Source organism: Rhizobium sp. Root1204 (assembly GCF_001424965.1).
Taxonomy (GTDB): Bacteria; Pseudomonadota; Alphaproteobacteria; order Rhizobiales; family Rhizobiaceae; genus Pararhizobium.
This window is the reverse complement of sequence record NZ_LMCZ01000001.1, coordinates 450,193-465,416: the sequence shown is the minus strand read 5'-3', so window position 1 is coordinate 465,416 and position 15,224 is coordinate 450,193. Positions and strand designations below refer to the sequence as shown.

Annotated in this window: 18 protein-coding genes; 9 read left to right on the top strand and 9 right to left on the bottom strand. The window is 60.8% G+C overall.

The genetic code is table 11. The features are described from left to right. Positions 1–214: 214 nt before the first annotated feature. Positions 215–1,297: a DUF1513 domain-containing protein gene (locus ASC96_RS02260; protein WP_112834651.1), complete on the top strand. Its 1,083-nt coding sequence runs from the start codon at positions 215–217 to the stop codon at positions 1,295–1,297. A 10-nt stretch (positions 1,298–1,307) separates the two neighbouring features. Here the strand turns inward: ASC96_RS02260 and ASC96_RS02255 are convergent, their stop codons facing one another. Next, entirely contained in the window at positions 1,308–1,847 is a 540-nt protein-coding gene (locus ASC96_RS02255; RefSeq protein ID WP_060500896.1) for a GNAT family N-acetyltransferase, read from the bottom strand. Positions 1,848–1,929: 82 nt separating this feature from the next. On the opposite strand from ASC96_RS02255, the gene ASC96_RS02250 reads away from it, so the two are divergent. The 4 genes from ASC96_RS02250 (at position 1,930) to guaA (ending at position 5,192) form a co-directional block, all read left to right on the top strand. Further along, on the top strand, positions 1,930–2,382 hold the full coding sequence (locus ASC96_RS02250; RefSeq protein ID WP_060501411.1) for a TspO/MBR family protein: 453 nt from the start codon (positions 1,930–1,932) through the stop codon (positions 2,380–2,382). Between the two features lie 116 nt (positions 2,383–2,498). Further along, positions 2,499–2,885: a PaaI family thioesterase gene (locus ASC96_RS02245; RefSeq protein ID WP_200954882.1), complete on the top strand. Its 387-nt coding sequence runs from the start codon at positions 2,499–2,501 to the stop codon at positions 2,883–2,885. Further along, the gene (locus tag ASC96_RS02240) at positions 2,882–3,520 is read left to right on the top strand and encodes a 5'-methylthioadenosine/S-adenosylhomocysteine nucleosidase (RefSeq protein ID WP_060500894.1); all 639 of its coding nucleotides are present in this window, start codon (positions 2,882–2,884) and stop codon (positions 3,518–3,520) included. Before ASC96_RS02245 ends, ASC96_RS02240 begins: the two co-directional genes overlap by 4 nt. A gap of 109 nt (positions 3,521–3,629) precedes the next feature. Further along, positions 3,630–5,192: a glutamine-hydrolyzing GMP synthase gene (gene guaA / locus ASC96_RS02235; RefSeq protein WP_060500892.1), complete on the top strand. Its 1,563-nt coding sequence runs from the start codon at positions 3,630–3,632 to the stop codon at positions 5,190–5,192. A gap of 23 nt (positions 5,193–5,215) precedes the next feature. Here guaA and ASC96_RS02230 read toward each other — a convergent pair whose 3' ends face one another. The 5 genes from ASC96_RS02230 to ASC96_RS02210 all read right to left on the bottom strand — a co-directional run bounded on the left by ASC96_RS02230 (position 5,216) and on the right by ASC96_RS02210 (position 9,000). Then, positions 5,216–5,875 carry a glutathione S-transferase family protein gene (locus ASC96_RS02230; protein ID WP_060500890.1) on the bottom strand — a complete coding sequence of 220 codons (660 nt, stop codon included), beginning with the start codon at positions 5,873–5,875 and terminating at the stop codon, positions 5,216–5,218. Further along, entirely contained in the window at positions 5,872–6,312 is a 441-nt protein-coding gene (locus tag ASC96_RS02225; protein WP_060500888.1) for an SRPBCC domain-containing protein, read from the bottom strand. The genes ASC96_RS02230 and ASC96_RS02225 overlap by 4 nt, the downstream gene beginning before the upstream one ends. Beyond that, on the bottom strand, positions 6,309–6,647 hold the full coding sequence (locus ASC96_RS02220; RefSeq protein WP_060500886.1) for a metalloregulator ArsR/SmtB family transcription factor: 339 nt from the start codon (positions 6,645–6,647) through the stop codon (positions 6,309–6,311). Before ASC96_RS02220 ends, ASC96_RS02225 begins: the two co-directional genes overlap by 4 nt. 138 nt (positions 6,648–6,785) lie before the next feature. After that, positions 6,786–7,775, bottom strand: a complete 990-nt coding sequence (locus ASC96_RS02215) for an agmatine deiminase family protein (protein ID WP_244481795.1) — start codon at positions 7,773–7,775, stop codon at positions 6,786–6,788. A 202-nt stretch (positions 7,776–7,977) separates the two neighbouring features. Further along, the gene (locus ASC96_RS02210; RefSeq protein ID WP_200956609.1) at positions 7,978–9,000 is read right to left on the bottom strand and encodes an agmatine deiminase family protein; all 1,023 of its coding nucleotides are present in this window, start codon (positions 8,998–9,000) and stop codon (positions 7,978–7,980) included. A 118-nt stretch (positions 9,001–9,118) separates the two neighbouring features. Here ASC96_RS02210 and ASC96_RS34220 point away from each other — a divergent pair, with 118 nt between their 5' ends. After that, positions 9,119–10,033, top strand: coding sequence for a LysR substrate-binding domain-containing protein (locus ASC96_RS34220; RefSeq protein WP_162246312.1), 915 nt, complete (start codon positions 9,119–9,121; stop codon positions 10,031–10,033). Positions 10,034–10,143: 110 nt separating this feature from the next. Here the strand turns inward: ASC96_RS34220 and ASC96_RS02200 are convergent, their stop codons facing one another. From ASC96_RS02200 to ASC96_RS02190, 3 genes are all read right to left on the bottom strand, one after another. Further along, a complete protein-coding gene (locus tag ASC96_RS02200; protein ID WP_060501406.1) occupies positions 10,144–11,070 on the bottom strand; it encodes a hypothetical protein in 927 nt (308 codons plus the stop codon). Between the two features lie 164 nt (positions 11,071–11,234). Beyond that, entirely contained in the window at positions 11,235–11,798 is a 564-nt protein-coding gene (locus ASC96_RS02195) for a methylated-DNA--[protein]-cysteine S-methyltransferase (RefSeq protein WP_060500881.1), read from the bottom strand. A gap of 59 nt (positions 11,799–11,857) precedes the next feature. Then, entirely contained in the window at positions 11,858–12,355 is a 498-nt protein-coding gene (locus tag ASC96_RS02190) for a methylated-DNA--[protein]-cysteine S-methyltransferase (protein ID WP_060500879.1), read from the bottom strand. A 252-nt stretch (positions 12,356–12,607) separates the two neighbouring features. Between ASC96_RS02190 and ASC96_RS02185 the strand changes: the two genes are divergently transcribed. The 3 genes from ASC96_RS02185 (at position 12,608) to ASC96_RS02175 (ending at position 15,223) form a co-directional block, all read left to right on the top strand. Beyond that, positions 12,608–13,228: a 2'-5' RNA ligase family protein gene (locus tag ASC96_RS02185; RefSeq protein ID WP_162246311.1), complete on the top strand. Its 621-nt coding sequence runs from the start codon at positions 12,608–12,610 to the stop codon at positions 13,226–13,228. A gap of 266 nt (positions 13,229–13,494) precedes the next feature. Beyond that, on the top strand, positions 13,495–14,553 hold the full coding sequence (locus ASC96_RS02180; protein ID WP_060500876.1) for a succinylglutamate desuccinylase/aspartoacylase family protein: 1,059 nt from the start codon (positions 13,495–13,497) through the stop codon (positions 14,551–14,553). A 319-nt stretch (positions 14,554–14,872) separates the two neighbouring features. Further along, a complete protein-coding gene (locus ASC96_RS02175; RefSeq protein WP_060500874.1) occupies positions 14,873–15,223 on the top strand; it encodes an ArsC family reductase in 351 nt (116 codons plus the stop codon). Position 15,224: the final 1 nt, after the last annotated feature.

The window sequence follows — 15,224 nt, the reverse complement described above, 5'->3', positions numbered from 1 at the left end:
TGTCTGGCGATTTCCCAGGTTCTCCGTCATCCTCGCCCTTGTGGCGGGGGATCCTGTTGCGGCGCTTCTGCGCCGCAAGAGGCTCTTCCATGCGACCGACGTCGCATGGCTGGATTCCTGTGACACCCCTCGGGTCAAGCCTGGGGGCAAGAATGACGGAAGCTAAAAAAAGCGCACCGGCCAATTTGGATTTGTTTGTATGACATACCGAAACATCTCCCGCCAAACCCTCACGGACCGCCGCACGTTCCTGACAATGGCCGGTGCCGCTTGGGCTGCAACGCTTTCGCCGCAAGCCGCCTTCGCGCTGTCACGCGCCGATGCAGTCTATGCCTCGGCTTTCATGGCGCCGGACGGGTCCTATGGCGTTGCGACGCTGACGGAGGAGGGGGCGATCATTGAGCGGGTACCGCTGCCTGCCCGGGCGCATGGCATGACCTGGTCGCCGGTGACCAACCGCGCCGTTGTCTTTGCCCGCCGCCCCGGCACCTATGCGATGATCTTTGCGCCGGGCATCGAGCCGATCGTCATCACCTCCGTCGAGGGCCGGCATTTTTATGGTCACGGCTGCTTTTCCGCGGACGGGCGTTTGCTCTATGCCACGGAGAATGATTTCGCCGGCAATCGCGGTATGATCGGGGTCTATGACGGCACCAACAGGTTTGCCCGCATCGGCGAATTTCCCTCCTATGGCATCGGCCCGCACGATATGACCCTGTCGGCGGACGGCCGGATGCTCGTGGTTGCCAATGGCGGTATCGAGACCCATCCGGATTTCGGTCGTACCAAGCTCAATCTCGATCATATGGAACCGTCGCTGGCGCTGATCGACACGGCCACCGGCGCCCTGATCGAGCGCCACGCGATGCCAGATAATCTGCGTCAACTCTCGACCCGCCATGTCGATATCGACGCGGATGGAAAAGTCTGGTTTGCCTGCCAGTACGAAGGTGCCCGCAACGATCTGCCGCCGCTGGCCGGCTCCTTTGCGCGCGGCGAAGACATCCGGTTTCTGGAGTTGCCGGAAGAAACGACGCTGGCGCTCGCCAACTATGTCGGCGCCATCGCGGTCAACCGGCGGGACGGACTGGTGGGGCTGACCTCGCCGAAGGGCGGAACGGCGGTGACGGTCGAGGCAAAGACCGGCCGGGTCATCGGCCAGGAAAGCCTGGCCGATGCGGCAGGCATTGCCGCGTCACCCCATGGCTTCGTAGCATCGTCCTATTCAGGATCGTTCGGCGAAACCAAAAGCCGGGTCGCCTGGGACCAGCATATCATCCGGATCGGCAAGCTCTGAGCGTTGGTGATCACGGCTGCAACAGAAGCGTGATATCCTCCCAGAGATAGGCGACCTGATCGTAGGTTCTGTTGCCCAACCCGATCCCCGCCATTTCCACCGCGCTCGCGCCCAGTTTTTCATAGAACCGCCGGTTGGGATTGCCGGCCAGGACCCAGGCAAATAGCGATCTGGCGCATCGCCCGGCACTATGCTGTGCCGCCGCCCGCACAAGCGCGGTGCCGATCCCCGAACCCTGATACTCGGCCCGGACATACAGCGCATAAATCTCGTGGATATCATCGGGAACCTTGCCACGTCCTGGCCCGAAATTGACGAAGCCGACGATCTCACCGGCGGAAGGATCGGCTGCCACGAGATAGTAGACCCCGGGAGCGCCCATCCTGCGGGCATGGCGCACGGCCTGTTCCTCGCGGGACATGCCGTCGAGAAAGTCGTCCGCCAACAAACCGCGAAAGGTCGACCGCCATGTATCGACCAGCACCCCGGCGATCATGAACAGATCGTCTCCTGTACCCGGTCTGATCACGATAGATGTGTCGTCATCCATGAAAGGATATTGGGATCGCTGTTGCCAAATTAAAAGCCCCATCCCGGCTGGCGTTCGCCGCGGCATGCCCTATGTCTGCGGTATGAACCGTACTTTGATCTACATCCTCTTCATTGCCCTCGTTCTCGGCTGCGGCCTTTTGATCGGGATCAACAATATCCCCGGCGAATGGTATCAGGCGCTGGTCAAGCCGTCCTTCAATCCGCCCAATTGGATTTTCGCGCCGGTCTGGTCGATCCTCTATGTCATCATCGGCTTTGTCGGCGCCCGTACCTTCCTCAATCATAGTCGCACCGCCGCCATGCGATTCTGGGTGGCGCAGATGATTTTCAATTTTGCCTGGTCGCCGCTGTTCTTCGGGTTTCAGGAGATTGCCATGGCCCTGATCGTCATTATTGCGCTGTTGATCTCGATCATCGGCTTCATCATGGTGAGTCGGAAACAGGATGGTCTCTCCGCGCTGCTGTTTACGCCCTATCTCGCCTGGGTCGCCTTCGCCACGCTGCTCAACACATCGATTTTCCTCATGAATTGAGGCTTGTCCTGGTTTTTCCGCCATGCGACTGTCTGCGCAACGGACAACTTAGGGCAAGAGAGCACACGGTGGAATTTCGCGAGCGCATCCGCAAGAGTTTCGATCGGCAGGCCGCGATGGCGACTATCGGGGCGGAGTTGACGCGTGTGGAACAGGGGTCCGTCGAGATCGAGCTTCCCTTCGACGAGAAGCTGACGCAGCAGCATGGTTTCCTGCATGCCGGCATCATTTCGGCGGCGCTCGATGCGGCCGGCACCTATGCCGCCTATTCGGTGATCGATCCCGAAGCCTCGATCCTCACCATCGAGTTCAAGGTCAATTTGATGTCGCCGGGCCGGGGCGAACGCTTCCTGTTTCGCGGCGAAGTCACCAAGCCCGGTACAACGATCATCGTTTCCGATGGCCGGGGCTATGCGATTTCACAGGATGGCCCGGCCAAGTTGATTGCATCGATGACCGGCACGATGATGGTGATCCGTGGACGCGAGGGAATTGAAGGATGACGTTCGAACTGAAGCATGTGGCGGGCAAGACGCTGCTCTATGTCATGGCCGTCGATGCCGAATATGGCGTGCATCTGCGCGAGCGCATCTCGCCGCTGATGACCGGCGTCGGCCCGGTCGAGGCCGCCGTGGCGCTGACACGGACGCTTGCCGAGCTGGCGCACCGCGACAGCCTGCCCGATCTCGTCGTCTCGCTCGGCTCGGCCGGTTCAGCCCAGCTGGAACAGGCGGAAGTCTATCAGGCCACCTCGGTTGCCTATCGCGACATGGATGCTTCGCCGCTGGGTTTTGAAAAGGGCGCGACGCCGTTTCTGGATTTGCCTGTCGTCGTCGATCTGCCGCTGCGTATTCCGGGCGTCAAACAGGCGAGCCTGTCGACCGGCGCCAACATCGTGTCCGGTGCGACCTATGAGACGATCGCCGCCGATATGGTCGAGATGGAAACCTTTGCCGTGTTGCGCGCCTGCCAGTCGTTCGGCCTGCCGCTGATCGGCTTGCGCGGCATTTCCGATGGCAAGGCCGAACTCAAGCACGTCAGCGACTGGACGGAATATCTGCACGTGATCGACGAGAAGCTGGCGAACGCTGCCGATGCACTGGAAAACGCCCTGAAAACCGGCGAAATCACCGTTTGAGGCCGCAAAATTGTCCGGGTGCAATGTAATCGTTGCGCTTGGGCGCGCCTTTATTTAAAGGCTCGCCATAGTTCCCCATCACATAAGCCCAAGCCAACGGAAGCGCGTCATGACAGCGACAGTCCATCCCGATACCGTTCTCATCGTCGATTTCGGCAGCCAGGTCACCCAGCTGATCGCGCGCCGCGTGCGCGAGACCGGCGTCTATTGCGAGATCGTGCCTTTCCAGTCGGCAGAAGAAGGCTTCAAGCGGCTGAAGCCGAAGGCGGTCATCCTGTCCGGCAGCCCGGCCTCGACGCTCGATATCGGCTCGCCGCGTGCGCCGCAGGTGATTTTCGACAGCGGCCTGCCGGTCCTTGGCATCTGCTATGGCCAGCAGACCATGTGCGAGCAGCTCGGTGGCAAGGTCGAGGCGGGCCATCACCGCGAGTTTGGCCGCGCCTTCATCGAGATCGACAAGGAATGCGCGCTTTACGACGGTCTCTGGACTGTTGGTTCCCGCCATCAGGTGTGGATGAGCCATGGCGACCGCGTCACCGCGATTCCGGCCGGTTTCGATGTTGTTGCGACATCGCCGAACGCGCCGTTTGCCTTCATCGCCAACGAAGACAAGAAATTCTACGCCGTCCAGTTCCATCCGGAAGTCGTGCACACACCGGATGGCGCCAAGCTGCTCGCCAACTTCGTTCATAAGATCGCTGGTCTCAAGGGCGACTGGTCGATGGCCGCCTACCGCGAAAAGGCTGTTGCTGAAATCCGCAAGCAGGTTGGCGACAAGCGTGTCATCTGCGGCCTGTCCGGCGGCGTTGATTCATCCGTTGCGGCTCTGCTGATCCATGAAGCCGTCGGCGACCAGCTCACCTGCATCCTCGTCGACCACGGCCTGATGCGCAAGAACGAGGCGGCCGATGTCGTCGCCATGTTCAAGGAGCACTACAACCTGCACCTCGTTCATGTCGATGCATCCGACATGTTCATCAATGCGCTGGAAGGCGAAAGCGATCCGGAAACCAAGCGTAAGACTATCGGCAAGCTGTTCATCGACGTATTCGAGGCGGAAGCCAAGAAGCTCGGCGGCGCCGATTTCCTTGCCCAGGGTACGCTCTATCCGGATGTGATCGAAAGCGTCTCCTTCACCGGCGGCCCCTCGGTCACCATCAAGTCGCACCACAATGTCGGCGGCCTGCCTGCCCGCATGAACATGCAGCTGGTCGAGCCGTTGCGCGAACTGTTCAAGGACGAAGTCCGCGTTCTCGGCAAGGAGCTTGGTCTGCCCGATAGCTTCATCGGTCGCCACCCGTTCCCGGGTCCGGGCCTTGCCATCCGCTGCCCGGGCGGTATCACCCGCGAAAAACTGGAAATCCTGCGCGAAGCCGATGCTGTCTATCTCGACGAGATCCGCAAGGCTGGCCTCTACGACGCCATCTGGCAGGCGTTTGCCGTGTTGCTGCCGGTCCAGACCGTCGGTGTCATGGGCGATGGCCGCACCTACGAATTCGTCTGCGCGCTGCGCGCCGTCACCTCGGTCGACGGCATGACGGCGGATTTCTACCATTACGACATGGATTTCCTCGGCCGCGCCGCCACGCGCATCATCAACGAAGTTCGCGGCATCAACCGCGTCGTTTACGATGTGACGAGCAAGCCGCCGGGCACAATCGAGTGGGAATAAGGCAGTAGTGTTGGCCCGCCGCGCTAGTTCGCGGCGGTGGCTGCATCACCTTTGGCAAAATGGGCCATCTGGTCCGCGTGCGCCTTGATAAAGGCGGGGCGGGCCGTGGCGCGGGCGACATAGGCACGGCAGGCGGGATAGTTCGCCAGCCCGTCGAACCGGTCGACCAGGCGCAGCACATCCGCCATCAGGATATCGGCGACAGAGAAGCGTCCGGCCAACCATTCGCGTCCCGCAAGTACCGCCTCCATGTGCTTCAGCCGGTGCTGATGAAGGAAGCCGTCAAAGAACTTCCATCCGGGCGTGCCGTCATTATTGCCGGAGAACATCAGCAGGGACCAGGGCAGGCTTGCCATCTCGACCGAATTGAGTGCCGCAAACAGCCATTCTTTCACTGCGTTGCGTTCACGCAGGTCTCCCGGCATCAGTGCATCGCTCATTTCCGCCAGATGCAACAGGATCGCACCGCTCTCGAAGATCGATAGCTCGCCATCGGTCAGCCACGGCACCTGGCCGAAGGGCTGGTGGGCGAAATGGTCGGCATTGCGGCCGCTGAATGACACACCCTCGACGCGGTAGGGCAGGCCCGCTTCCTCCAGTGCCCAGCGCACCCTGATGTCACGTACAAATCCCCGCGGCATTTCGGGAACCCAGTCGAAGGTGATAAGGGTCAAGTCGCTCATGGTTTTTCTCCAAGAAAGATCGGCAGCTTGTCGAGCAGGCCGCTCCAGCCCCGCTCATGGCTTTCCCGCGCTTCTTCATCGGGGAGCTGCGCGTGGATCAAGGTGAGCTCGGTGCCGCCATCGAGTGGCCTGAGCAGGAATGTCACCAGGGATTCCCGTTCGGGCATACCGGGCCATTCCCAGGTAAAAACCAGCTTGCGCTCGGGAAGCACGTCCCGGTAGATGCCGGTGGGATTGTGTTCCTCGCCGTTCAGCAGGCGGAACAGAACGCTGAAGCGGCCGCCGGGTCGCACATCGGCTTCGGCCTTGAGCGTCGGTCCGGCATCAGGGCCCCACCATTTCAGCATCTGTTCGGGCCGGGTGATCGCCGCCCAGACCCTGGCCGGCGAGGCCTTGATCCTGCGGACGATGGTGACGCTCGCAACGCTGTTGATCATTGTCCGTCATCCTCTTCCACCAGCGCCACCAGCCGGTCGATGCTGACCGTCCAGAGCCGTTCATACTGATTGAGCCACGCCATCGCATCCTGCATCGGCCCGGCCGAGAGATTGACCGACACGGTCCGGCCGGTCTTGGTCCGGGTGATCAATCCGGCATCGGACAGGACGTCGAGATGCTTCATGATGCCCGGCAGCTTCAGCGACAATGGCCGGGCAAGCTCGCTCACCGACAGCCCCGGCTCGTCCTTCAACCGCATCAGCACCTGCCGCCGCGTCGGATCGGCAAGCGCTGAAAATGTACGGTCAATGGGGGATGTTCGATACTTCACCATGTAGTGAAGTATCTTCGATGCCCGAGGCGATGTCAATGCTGGTCGTGGGCCGGAAGCTTAATCGGCAATCCGGCGGCAGGCGTGCATGATCCGGCCGCTGCTGGTTTGAAGAAGCGGGCATCCTGCTCAAAACGTTTTTCAGGCGGGTTGCTGTTGGGTGGTGCAGTGGATGCCGCCGCCGCCAGCGGCGATGCCGTCGATGTTCAATTGGATGATGTCCCGGCCCGGGAATAGGTCCCGCAACGTGTCGCGCGCATTGTTGTCGGCCTTCCGGTCGCCAAATTCCGGGGCGATGACGGCGCCGTTGCAAACGTAGAAATTGATGTAGCCGGCCGCGAACTCCTTGTTCTCGTATTTTGCGCGCACGGTTGAGGGGCCTTCCAGCACCACGACATCCAGTTTTTTCCCGTTGACGTCCGTGGATCGCCGCAGGATCTCCAGATGGCGTTTGGTGACGGCGTGGTCATAGGAATCCGGGTCCAGGTCCAGACCGGCAACGACCACGCCGGGCGTGGCAAAACGCGCATAGAAATCGGTATGGCCGTCGGTGATGTCCATGCCGGCGATACCCGGCAGCCAGATGACCTTGCGAATGCCGAGCAGGCGGGAGAGTTCCTCCTCGCACTGCGCCTTGCTGACGCCGGGGTTGCGGTTGGCGTTGAGCACGCAGCTTTCGGTGATGATTGCCCTGCCTTCGCCATCCACCTCGATGCCGCCGCCTTCGAGAACCAGATCCGTTTCGATGAATTTGGTGTTGACCGCATCTGCAATGAAGCTGGCGACTTGTGCGTCATCATCATGCTCCTGCTTGCCGCCCCAGCCGTTGAAGTTGAAGCCGACTGCGCCGGCTTGCGCCGCCTCGTTCTTCACGAACACCGGCCCGGTGTCGCGCATCCACAGGTCATCGATAGGCTGAACCACCAGCGTCACCGAGGGGCCGCACAGGCGCGCTGCGATGTCGTGCTCCTCTTCGCGCACCAGCATCTTCACAGGTTCGTGCGCCGCAATCGCCTTGGCGATGCTGGCTAGGTTTTCTCTGGCCACGGGAAGCAGCTTGCGGCCCCAGACATCAGCGCTCGGGCCAAAGGCCATCCATGTTGCAGCATGGCGCTCGCCTTCGTCGGGCATGCGCCACACGCTGTCCTGCGCAGCGGCTGTCGTGCTGAAGCTGTTGGCAAAAGCGCCCGTTGCGAGCGCGCCTCCGGAAACCAGCAGGCTTCGCTTCAGGAAATTTCGCCGTTTCATCATCAAGAACTCCTTATGCGAATGGGGGATGCACTGTTTCGCCGGTGGCCAGCGCCGGCCTGGGGTTCCGGCATTCCTGCCGTGATTACGCCGCCGGCTCTTGCTGGGTGATGCAATGGATGCCGCCGCCACCGACTGCGATATTGTCGATGGAAACCTGGCGCACCGTGCGGCCGGGAAACAGCGCTTCAAACGTTTCGCGCACCAGATCGTCACTGCGGACGCCATAGCGCGGCATGATCACGCCGCCGTTGACCAGGTACGAATTGACATAGGACCGGCAGAACCTATCACCAATCGCCTCCGCCTCAACCGCCTCGGGGATGGTGATCAGTTTGATCTGCCGTCCCTTGGCGTCTGTCTGGCCTTCAAGCGCCCGGATGTTGGCCATGCTGATGGCGTGCCACGGGGATTGCGGATCTCCGGCATGTTCGATCAGCACAACACCCGGAGCCACGAAGGTGGCAATGCCATCGACATGGCCGTCCGTTTCGATTTCCTCCGGGTTGCCAGGCAGCCAGATCACTTTGTTGCCGCCAAGCATATCCTTGAGTTCAAGCTCGATCTCGTCTCGCGTCCAGTCCGGATTGCGATTGATGTTGGGAAAGCAGCTTTCGGTGGTCAGAATCGTGCCTTCACCGTCCACGGACATGCCGCCGCCTTCCGCGACGAGGCGTGAATTGAACGTCCGGACATTCGTTTGCTGAAGCACGTAGCCGGCAAACGCGTCGTCCTTGTCATGCGGCTGATATTTGCCGCCCCAGGCGTTGAACCTGAAATTCACGCCAGCCCGCGCACCGTGGTCATCGACGAGAAAGCACGGACCAGCGTCGCGCGCCCAGGAATCGTCGATCGCGGTGATCGCCAGCGCAATATCGCCGCCCAGCATCGAACGGGCCTCCGCCGCATCCTCTGGCCGTACAGCCATGGTAACCGGTTCAAACGCGCGGATGGCATGGGCGACCGCTGCATAGTCGCGCCTGGTGGCGGCGATGTCGTCCCAGAACCCGGCTCTTGCCGGCCACATCATCCAGCTGCGCTCATGATGTTCCCATTCCGCCGGCATGCGGAACCCAGTCTGTTTCGGTGTGCCATTGGCATTCTGCATCATTGACCCCGGGATTAAAATTTCTCATCAGTAAAGGACGCTGCAGCAGCGCATCATGAGCAATCAAAATCTAAGAGCTGTGCAATCCGCGTGCAAACGCGAATCTTTAAGGTGTTTGATGAAAAAATCTCATGTGAACCCCTATCGAAACCTGCCGCCGATGGCGGCAATGGCCGGCTTTGAGGCCGCTGCGCGGCTGTCCAGTTTTTCGCTGGCGGCGCAAGAGCTGAACATGACGCAATCGGCGGTCAGTCATCAGGTTCGGGCGCTGGAGGAGCATTTCGGACAACCGCTTTTCCTGCGCCTCAACCGGCGCGTCGAGCTGACGGATGCCGGGCGGGATTTCCACGATACCGTGGCTGCCACATTGGAAACACTGCGGTTGGGTGTCCGCAGGCTCGGCTTCTATACAAAGCCCGGTTCGGTTGTTCTGGCGATGCCGCCATCCTTTGCCGCCGGCTGGTATATGCCGCGGCTGGCAAAGCTCAAGGCCAGTCATCCGGATATGGAGCCATGGCTGGTGACTACGGAGGAGGAGGTGAACCTCGCCGAATCCGAAATCGACATTCTGGTGACGCATGGACGCGGAAACTGGGATGGCATGGTGTCGGCCGTACTGTTCACCGATACACTGTGGCCGATGTGTGCGCCTTCCCTCAGAGCCACGATGCCTGCTAATCCGGATGGGCAGACGTTCCTCGACTTTCCGATGCTGCATGACGAGACGGAGGACGACTGGCAGAAATGGTTTCTGGCCGGAGGGCTTGATGGTGGCGCACTCGTCACGGGTCTCAATTTCTCCGATTCCGGCATCATGCTCGATGCCGCCGCGCGCGGTTTCGGCGTCTGCCTCGGCAGCATCAACCTCGCATCGGAGCGGCTGGCGAAGGGCGAGCTTGTACTCCTTGGTGACCGGGGAATGACCTCGGCCAAACCTTTCATGCTGGCGGCTCATCCGCGCAATCTGCGGCACCCGGTGGTAACGGAGCTCTGGGATTGGCTGGTTGCAGAGGCTGACCGCTCCGAACCGTAGATGCGTTCACCCGGCTTTTACGGTGATAGAGCAGCCGGGTGACAACAGCGCAGGCCTCTGCCGGTTTTTGCCTGGATGAAGCGGACTTGCGGGCGTCCGGGGGTGCCGTTCTACCGCGAACTTAGTACATGCAGCAGGTCGCCATAAGTCGGGGCCAGCGATCGAAGACCGGCGGCTGCTGTCGCATCGTCGCGTATGACGAGGGGATATTGCAGGGCGCCGATGAGGCGTGCCTGCCGGTCGAGGATTTGTGCGGCGCGGTCGTAGCCGGCCTTGATCATGCATGTGGCTGCATCCGCAGCCCGCCGTGATCCGACGCGCACCGCGAAGTGGATGAGATGACCGCGCAGGTCATCATCCATGCCTCGCTCGATGACTTCAGCAAGCGCTTCCGCCGCCTCGCCGTTACCAATGGTTCCAGGAGGGACATGAACGGCGTTTTCCATCGCCAGCCACCGTCTCGCGGCCGGCATGGCCGACAGGATGATGTCACGCTCGGACTTTCGCTCTATCTGGCGAAAACCGGAGCGCATGGTGAACGGCGATGCATAGTCGACGGTTTCAGCTTGCCAGGCTTTGAGAAACAGGCTGATGGGAAGCCGGGCATAGGGATAGCCTTGCGGATCGTGCATCAGAACCGAGTGATCATCGATCTCGGCCACGATGAGGTAATGGTCTGCGCCGATAGGGCCTGTCATTCCCGGCTGGTGGCTGAGGTAACCCATCTCGACAGGTCCGATCCAGACCGGCCCATCAGCAAGGGCCGTGCTCAGCGCAAGAAGCGCGGCTTGTGGGTCGTCATTACGCAGCATTTCCGACCGCCAGCCCAACGCGGCCAGGGCATCGTTGAAACTTGCTTCCGGCGTCCAGCCGTAAGGATCGAAAAAGGGAAGCGTGCCACCAACCAACTGCATGCCAAAAGCGCTGCTCGTGGCGAATTCAACGACGCCGATGGATGGCGCATTGGCGCCGAACATCATGGCGAAAGAGTTGGCGTAGCAATAGGGGCCGGAACCGGCATAAGGAATATGCATGATTGTCTCCACGTTCTGCGAGACACAACAAGAAGGGCAAATTTCGCAAAATTGTCAATGGGTTCCGAAGAAGGAAGCGCGTTCCTTCTGGGCAATCGGCGGCCGGATTGCGATCCATGCCTTCCGATTATTGCCGTGATTGCTACCGTTGCACAAACCGCGGCTGTTTACAGCAGCAACGATTGCTGCGCCGGCTCCGGCGCGCCGGTATGGACCCCTTCCAGTTCCAGCATGCGGACTTTGGAGGTGGCGCCGCCGGGTGCGGAGAACCCGCCGACCTTGCCGCCGGCGGCAAGTACGCGGTGACACGGGATAATCAAGGGCACCGGGTTCCTGGCCATCGCCTGACCGACATCGCGGGCGGCCTGCGGCCCGGCGCCGAGTTCCTTGGCGATGCTGCCATAGGTGGTCGTATGGCCCCAACCGACGCGGCGCAGCGCATGGTAGATCTGCCGGAAAAATTCGTCCTGGCCATCCAGATCGACGGCGACATCCGAGAAATCGATGGTCTCGCCGTCAAAATACCGCCGGACGGCGGCGATGACCTCGTTGATAGCGGGCGTCGGTTCGCCCGCTTCGGCACCTGGCACCCGGCGCAGCACGTTGCGCTCGGTGGCTTCGGCGCTTTGCGCCGGTAATTGGAACCGGGTGACGCCGATATCGTTCCAGGCAATGCCGCAGTAGCCGCCGGCCGTTTTGAAGACGTGATAGGTTTGTGCTTTCTCTGCCATCGTTCCACTCCTTCTATTCCCCGCGCAAGGCAGCAGGGGCAAAAATACGCGGTCGTCCGTCAGGCCGCCGCGTTCAGTCTGTTGCGCTCCAGTGCAAGCAGATATCGCTTGGCATCCAGTCCGCCGGCAAAGCCATGCAGCTGGCCATCCGATCCGATGGCGCGGTGGCAGGGTACGATGATCGACACCGGATTTCTGCCATTGGCCGCTCCCATCGCCCGGTATGCCGTCGGATGACCGATCTGCCTGGCGATCTCGGCATAGGTCCGGGTTTCGCCGAACGGGATCGTCAACAGTGCGTGCCAGGCTGCTTTCTGAAAGCCGGTGCCGGCCAGATCAAGCGGGACGGTAAAGTCCCTTCGGGCGCCTGCGAAATATTCGTCCAACTGCCGTTCGGTTTCAAGCAGAACAGGATGATCCGGGCGTTCCTGTCTTTCGCCCAGCCGCACGCGCTTTGGGTCATCCTTCTCCCAGAGGATGGCAGCCAAGCCGTCACCCCGCGCAACAAGCTCAAGTTTGCCGACGGGGGATGCGATGATTTTATGCACATAGGTCATGGTCGCAGTTTCCCGCAGTTTTCATCATTCCGCCACCCGTTTCTTGCTCTGGAATGGCCTCTCGAAGGTGATGTTGCCGCTGATGCTGCAGGGTCAAATTGGTGCAACGCCGGCCCGCATCCCTTAACGGCGTGTGGGAATAAATTCACAATGTTCCTGTTTTGTTCTTGATCTTGAATTCGACTCGCGTATAGTAGCGACATCCAAAAAGAGATGAGGTCTGCCATGCTTGGAAGAGCCGGAAATGAAGTTGTGCGCAGTGAACAGAAGTCATTTTCATTCGGTCATGGCGGCGGCGCCGCGGCGGCGAAGACCCGCCAGAGACAGGCAGGCGAGCTTGGAAAAAGCAACCTGTTCTTGGCCCTTGTGCCGGAACGGGAGGTTGCATTGCAGGCCGTCGAGACAGGAAGGGACATTGCGCAGCGCTATGGCTTGTCGAAAACTCCCCGCCCGCATGAACTGATGCATGTCTCGCTGAATGGCATCGGCAACTATCCGGACTTCCCGGACGATATCGTCTTTGCTGTCTCCGCGGCGATGGCCACCGTCAAAGCAGCGCCTTTCGAGGTGAATTTCGATCGTGCCATGCATTTTACCAGCGCCAAGGCTGTCGTTCTGGCGAATGCGATCCGCAGCGAGGAAATGATGGACCTGCACGTCCAACTCGCCAAGGAAATGTGGGCGGTCGGTCTGACTTTCACCTACAATCCGCGCTTCATGCCGCATATGACGGTGCTTTATGATGAAACGCCGGTGCCGGAACATTTGCTGGCAGAGCCCGTCCGCTGGATTGCGCGCGAGTTCGTGCTCATCCGCAGTCTCATCGGCAAGAGCGAATATGAATATCTCGATCGCTGGCCGCTGCTGGGTTGAGGCTTCTTTCACCAAACTTGGCCTGCCGGGCGGCAGGTCAAGCGCTTGTCCTGTTTTGTTCGCCTTTCTAAAGGGAAATGAACCGTCTCTTTGTGAAGCCTCGCACGCAACGGGGCTGCGGAGGCTCGCCGCGATGGCGTTTCAGCGATCACGGCGACGGCTGTGGTCATGATGCCGTGCCGCCGGACACGCTGCAATTTTTGGCGTCTTGCACCTGTCGGCCGGAAGCCGCATAAGCCGCTGAAATTGCAAACGGGAGGGTATTCATGGACATTTCTGAAATCGTCATCAAGGGAGATACGCCTGGCGCCGAGTGGCGGCTGCCGGTGATCCGCTTTAAAGGTCGCGATGCTAAGGCGCCGAAAATCTATATCCAGGCAGCCTTGCATGCCAACGAGCTTCCGGGCACGGCACTTCTGCATTTCCTGTGCGAAAAGTTGCGTCAGGCGGATGCCGACGGCACGATCCTCAGCGACATCACGATCGTCCCGCAGGCCAATCCGATCGGCACCGCGCAATCGCATTTCGGCGATCTGCAGGGCCGTTTCGATCTGGGGTCGCGCACCAATTTCAACCGCGAGTTTCCGCTGATCCTCATTGGAGAGCGCGAGACGCTGATCGAGGATCTCGATCGTTATCCGGCAGTCGAGCAGCTGAAGCGTCAATTGCTGCATATGGCGCTCGGCGCCGACCTCATGCTCGATCTGCATTGCGACGATGAGTCCGTGCAATATACCTATGTCGATGAGGCGTTCTGGCCGGAAGCCGCCGATCTGGCATCGGCGCTTGATATGGAAGCCGTGTTTCTGGCCGATGGCGAAAGCAGCGCCTTCGAGGAGGCTGTCGGTTATGCCTGGAAGCATGAAACTGCCGAGAAGGCAAAGCGGCTGCCCGGCCGTCTGGCGGTCACGGTCGAGCTTCGCGGCACGCGCGATGTCTATCCGGACACGGCCCGCAAGGATGCGGACGGGCTCTGGCGCTTTCTAGCCGCTCGCGGCGCAGTTGGCGGCACTGTCGCAGCGCTTGAGCCTTACAAGGGCAAGGTGACGCCGCTCGACAATATCGAGATGATCCGTGCGCCGCAGGCCGGTGCCGTGCTGTTTCACCGCACCATCGGCGATACCGTCGCTGCCGGTGATCTGCTGGCGACGATCGTCACGGCGCCGGGCATGGAAGGAGGCTCGATCGATATTCACGCGCCCCAGGCCGGCCTGGTCGCGACGCGCACCTCGCAGCGCTTCGCACGCCGGCGCGACAACCTGATGAAAATCGCCTGTGACGAGCAGACGAAGGCAGTGCGTAAGCCCGGTGCGCTTGAGGCCTAACCGCGCCGGTGATCTCTGATGGCGTGGCAACATGTTGCCTGAGCTTATGGATGGACAATCGCCGCACCGCTGGCGGTTGTCACTGCTTCTCGATGGACTGAACTGCCGTGCTTTCCCCAAATCCGCAGGCTGCGCTCTACGAAAAGCCGGTGAAAGGTGGCGCGCGCGGGCGCCAGCCACGCCGTCAGAACCGTCGCCGCTCTGCCGTAGCGGATCGGCGTGAAGGCGGGCTGATGCGTCCGGATGAAGATATTCTCAGCCGGGTATCTTCATGCTATCCCGCTTGCCTGCAATGAGGGCCTGCAATGAGGAAAAGTGCATGAGCGTGACCATTTACGGCATCAAAAACTGCGACACGATGAAGAAGGCGCGTACCTGGCTGGACGCTCAAGGGATCGCCTATGATTTCCACGATTACAAGGCGTCCGGTATTTCTCGCGAGGCGCTTGAGCGCTGGACGGCAGCCTTGGGCTGGGAAACGGTGCTGAACCGCGCCGGAACCACATTTCGCGCGCTTCCGGATGCCGATAAGCAGGATCTCAACGAAGACAAGGCGATCGCTCTGATGCTCGCTCAGCCGTCGATGATCAAGCGCCCGGTGCTAGATCACGATGGAACGCTTACCGCCGGTTTCAAGCCGGAGATTTATGCCAGCCTTTTCCAGGGGTAGA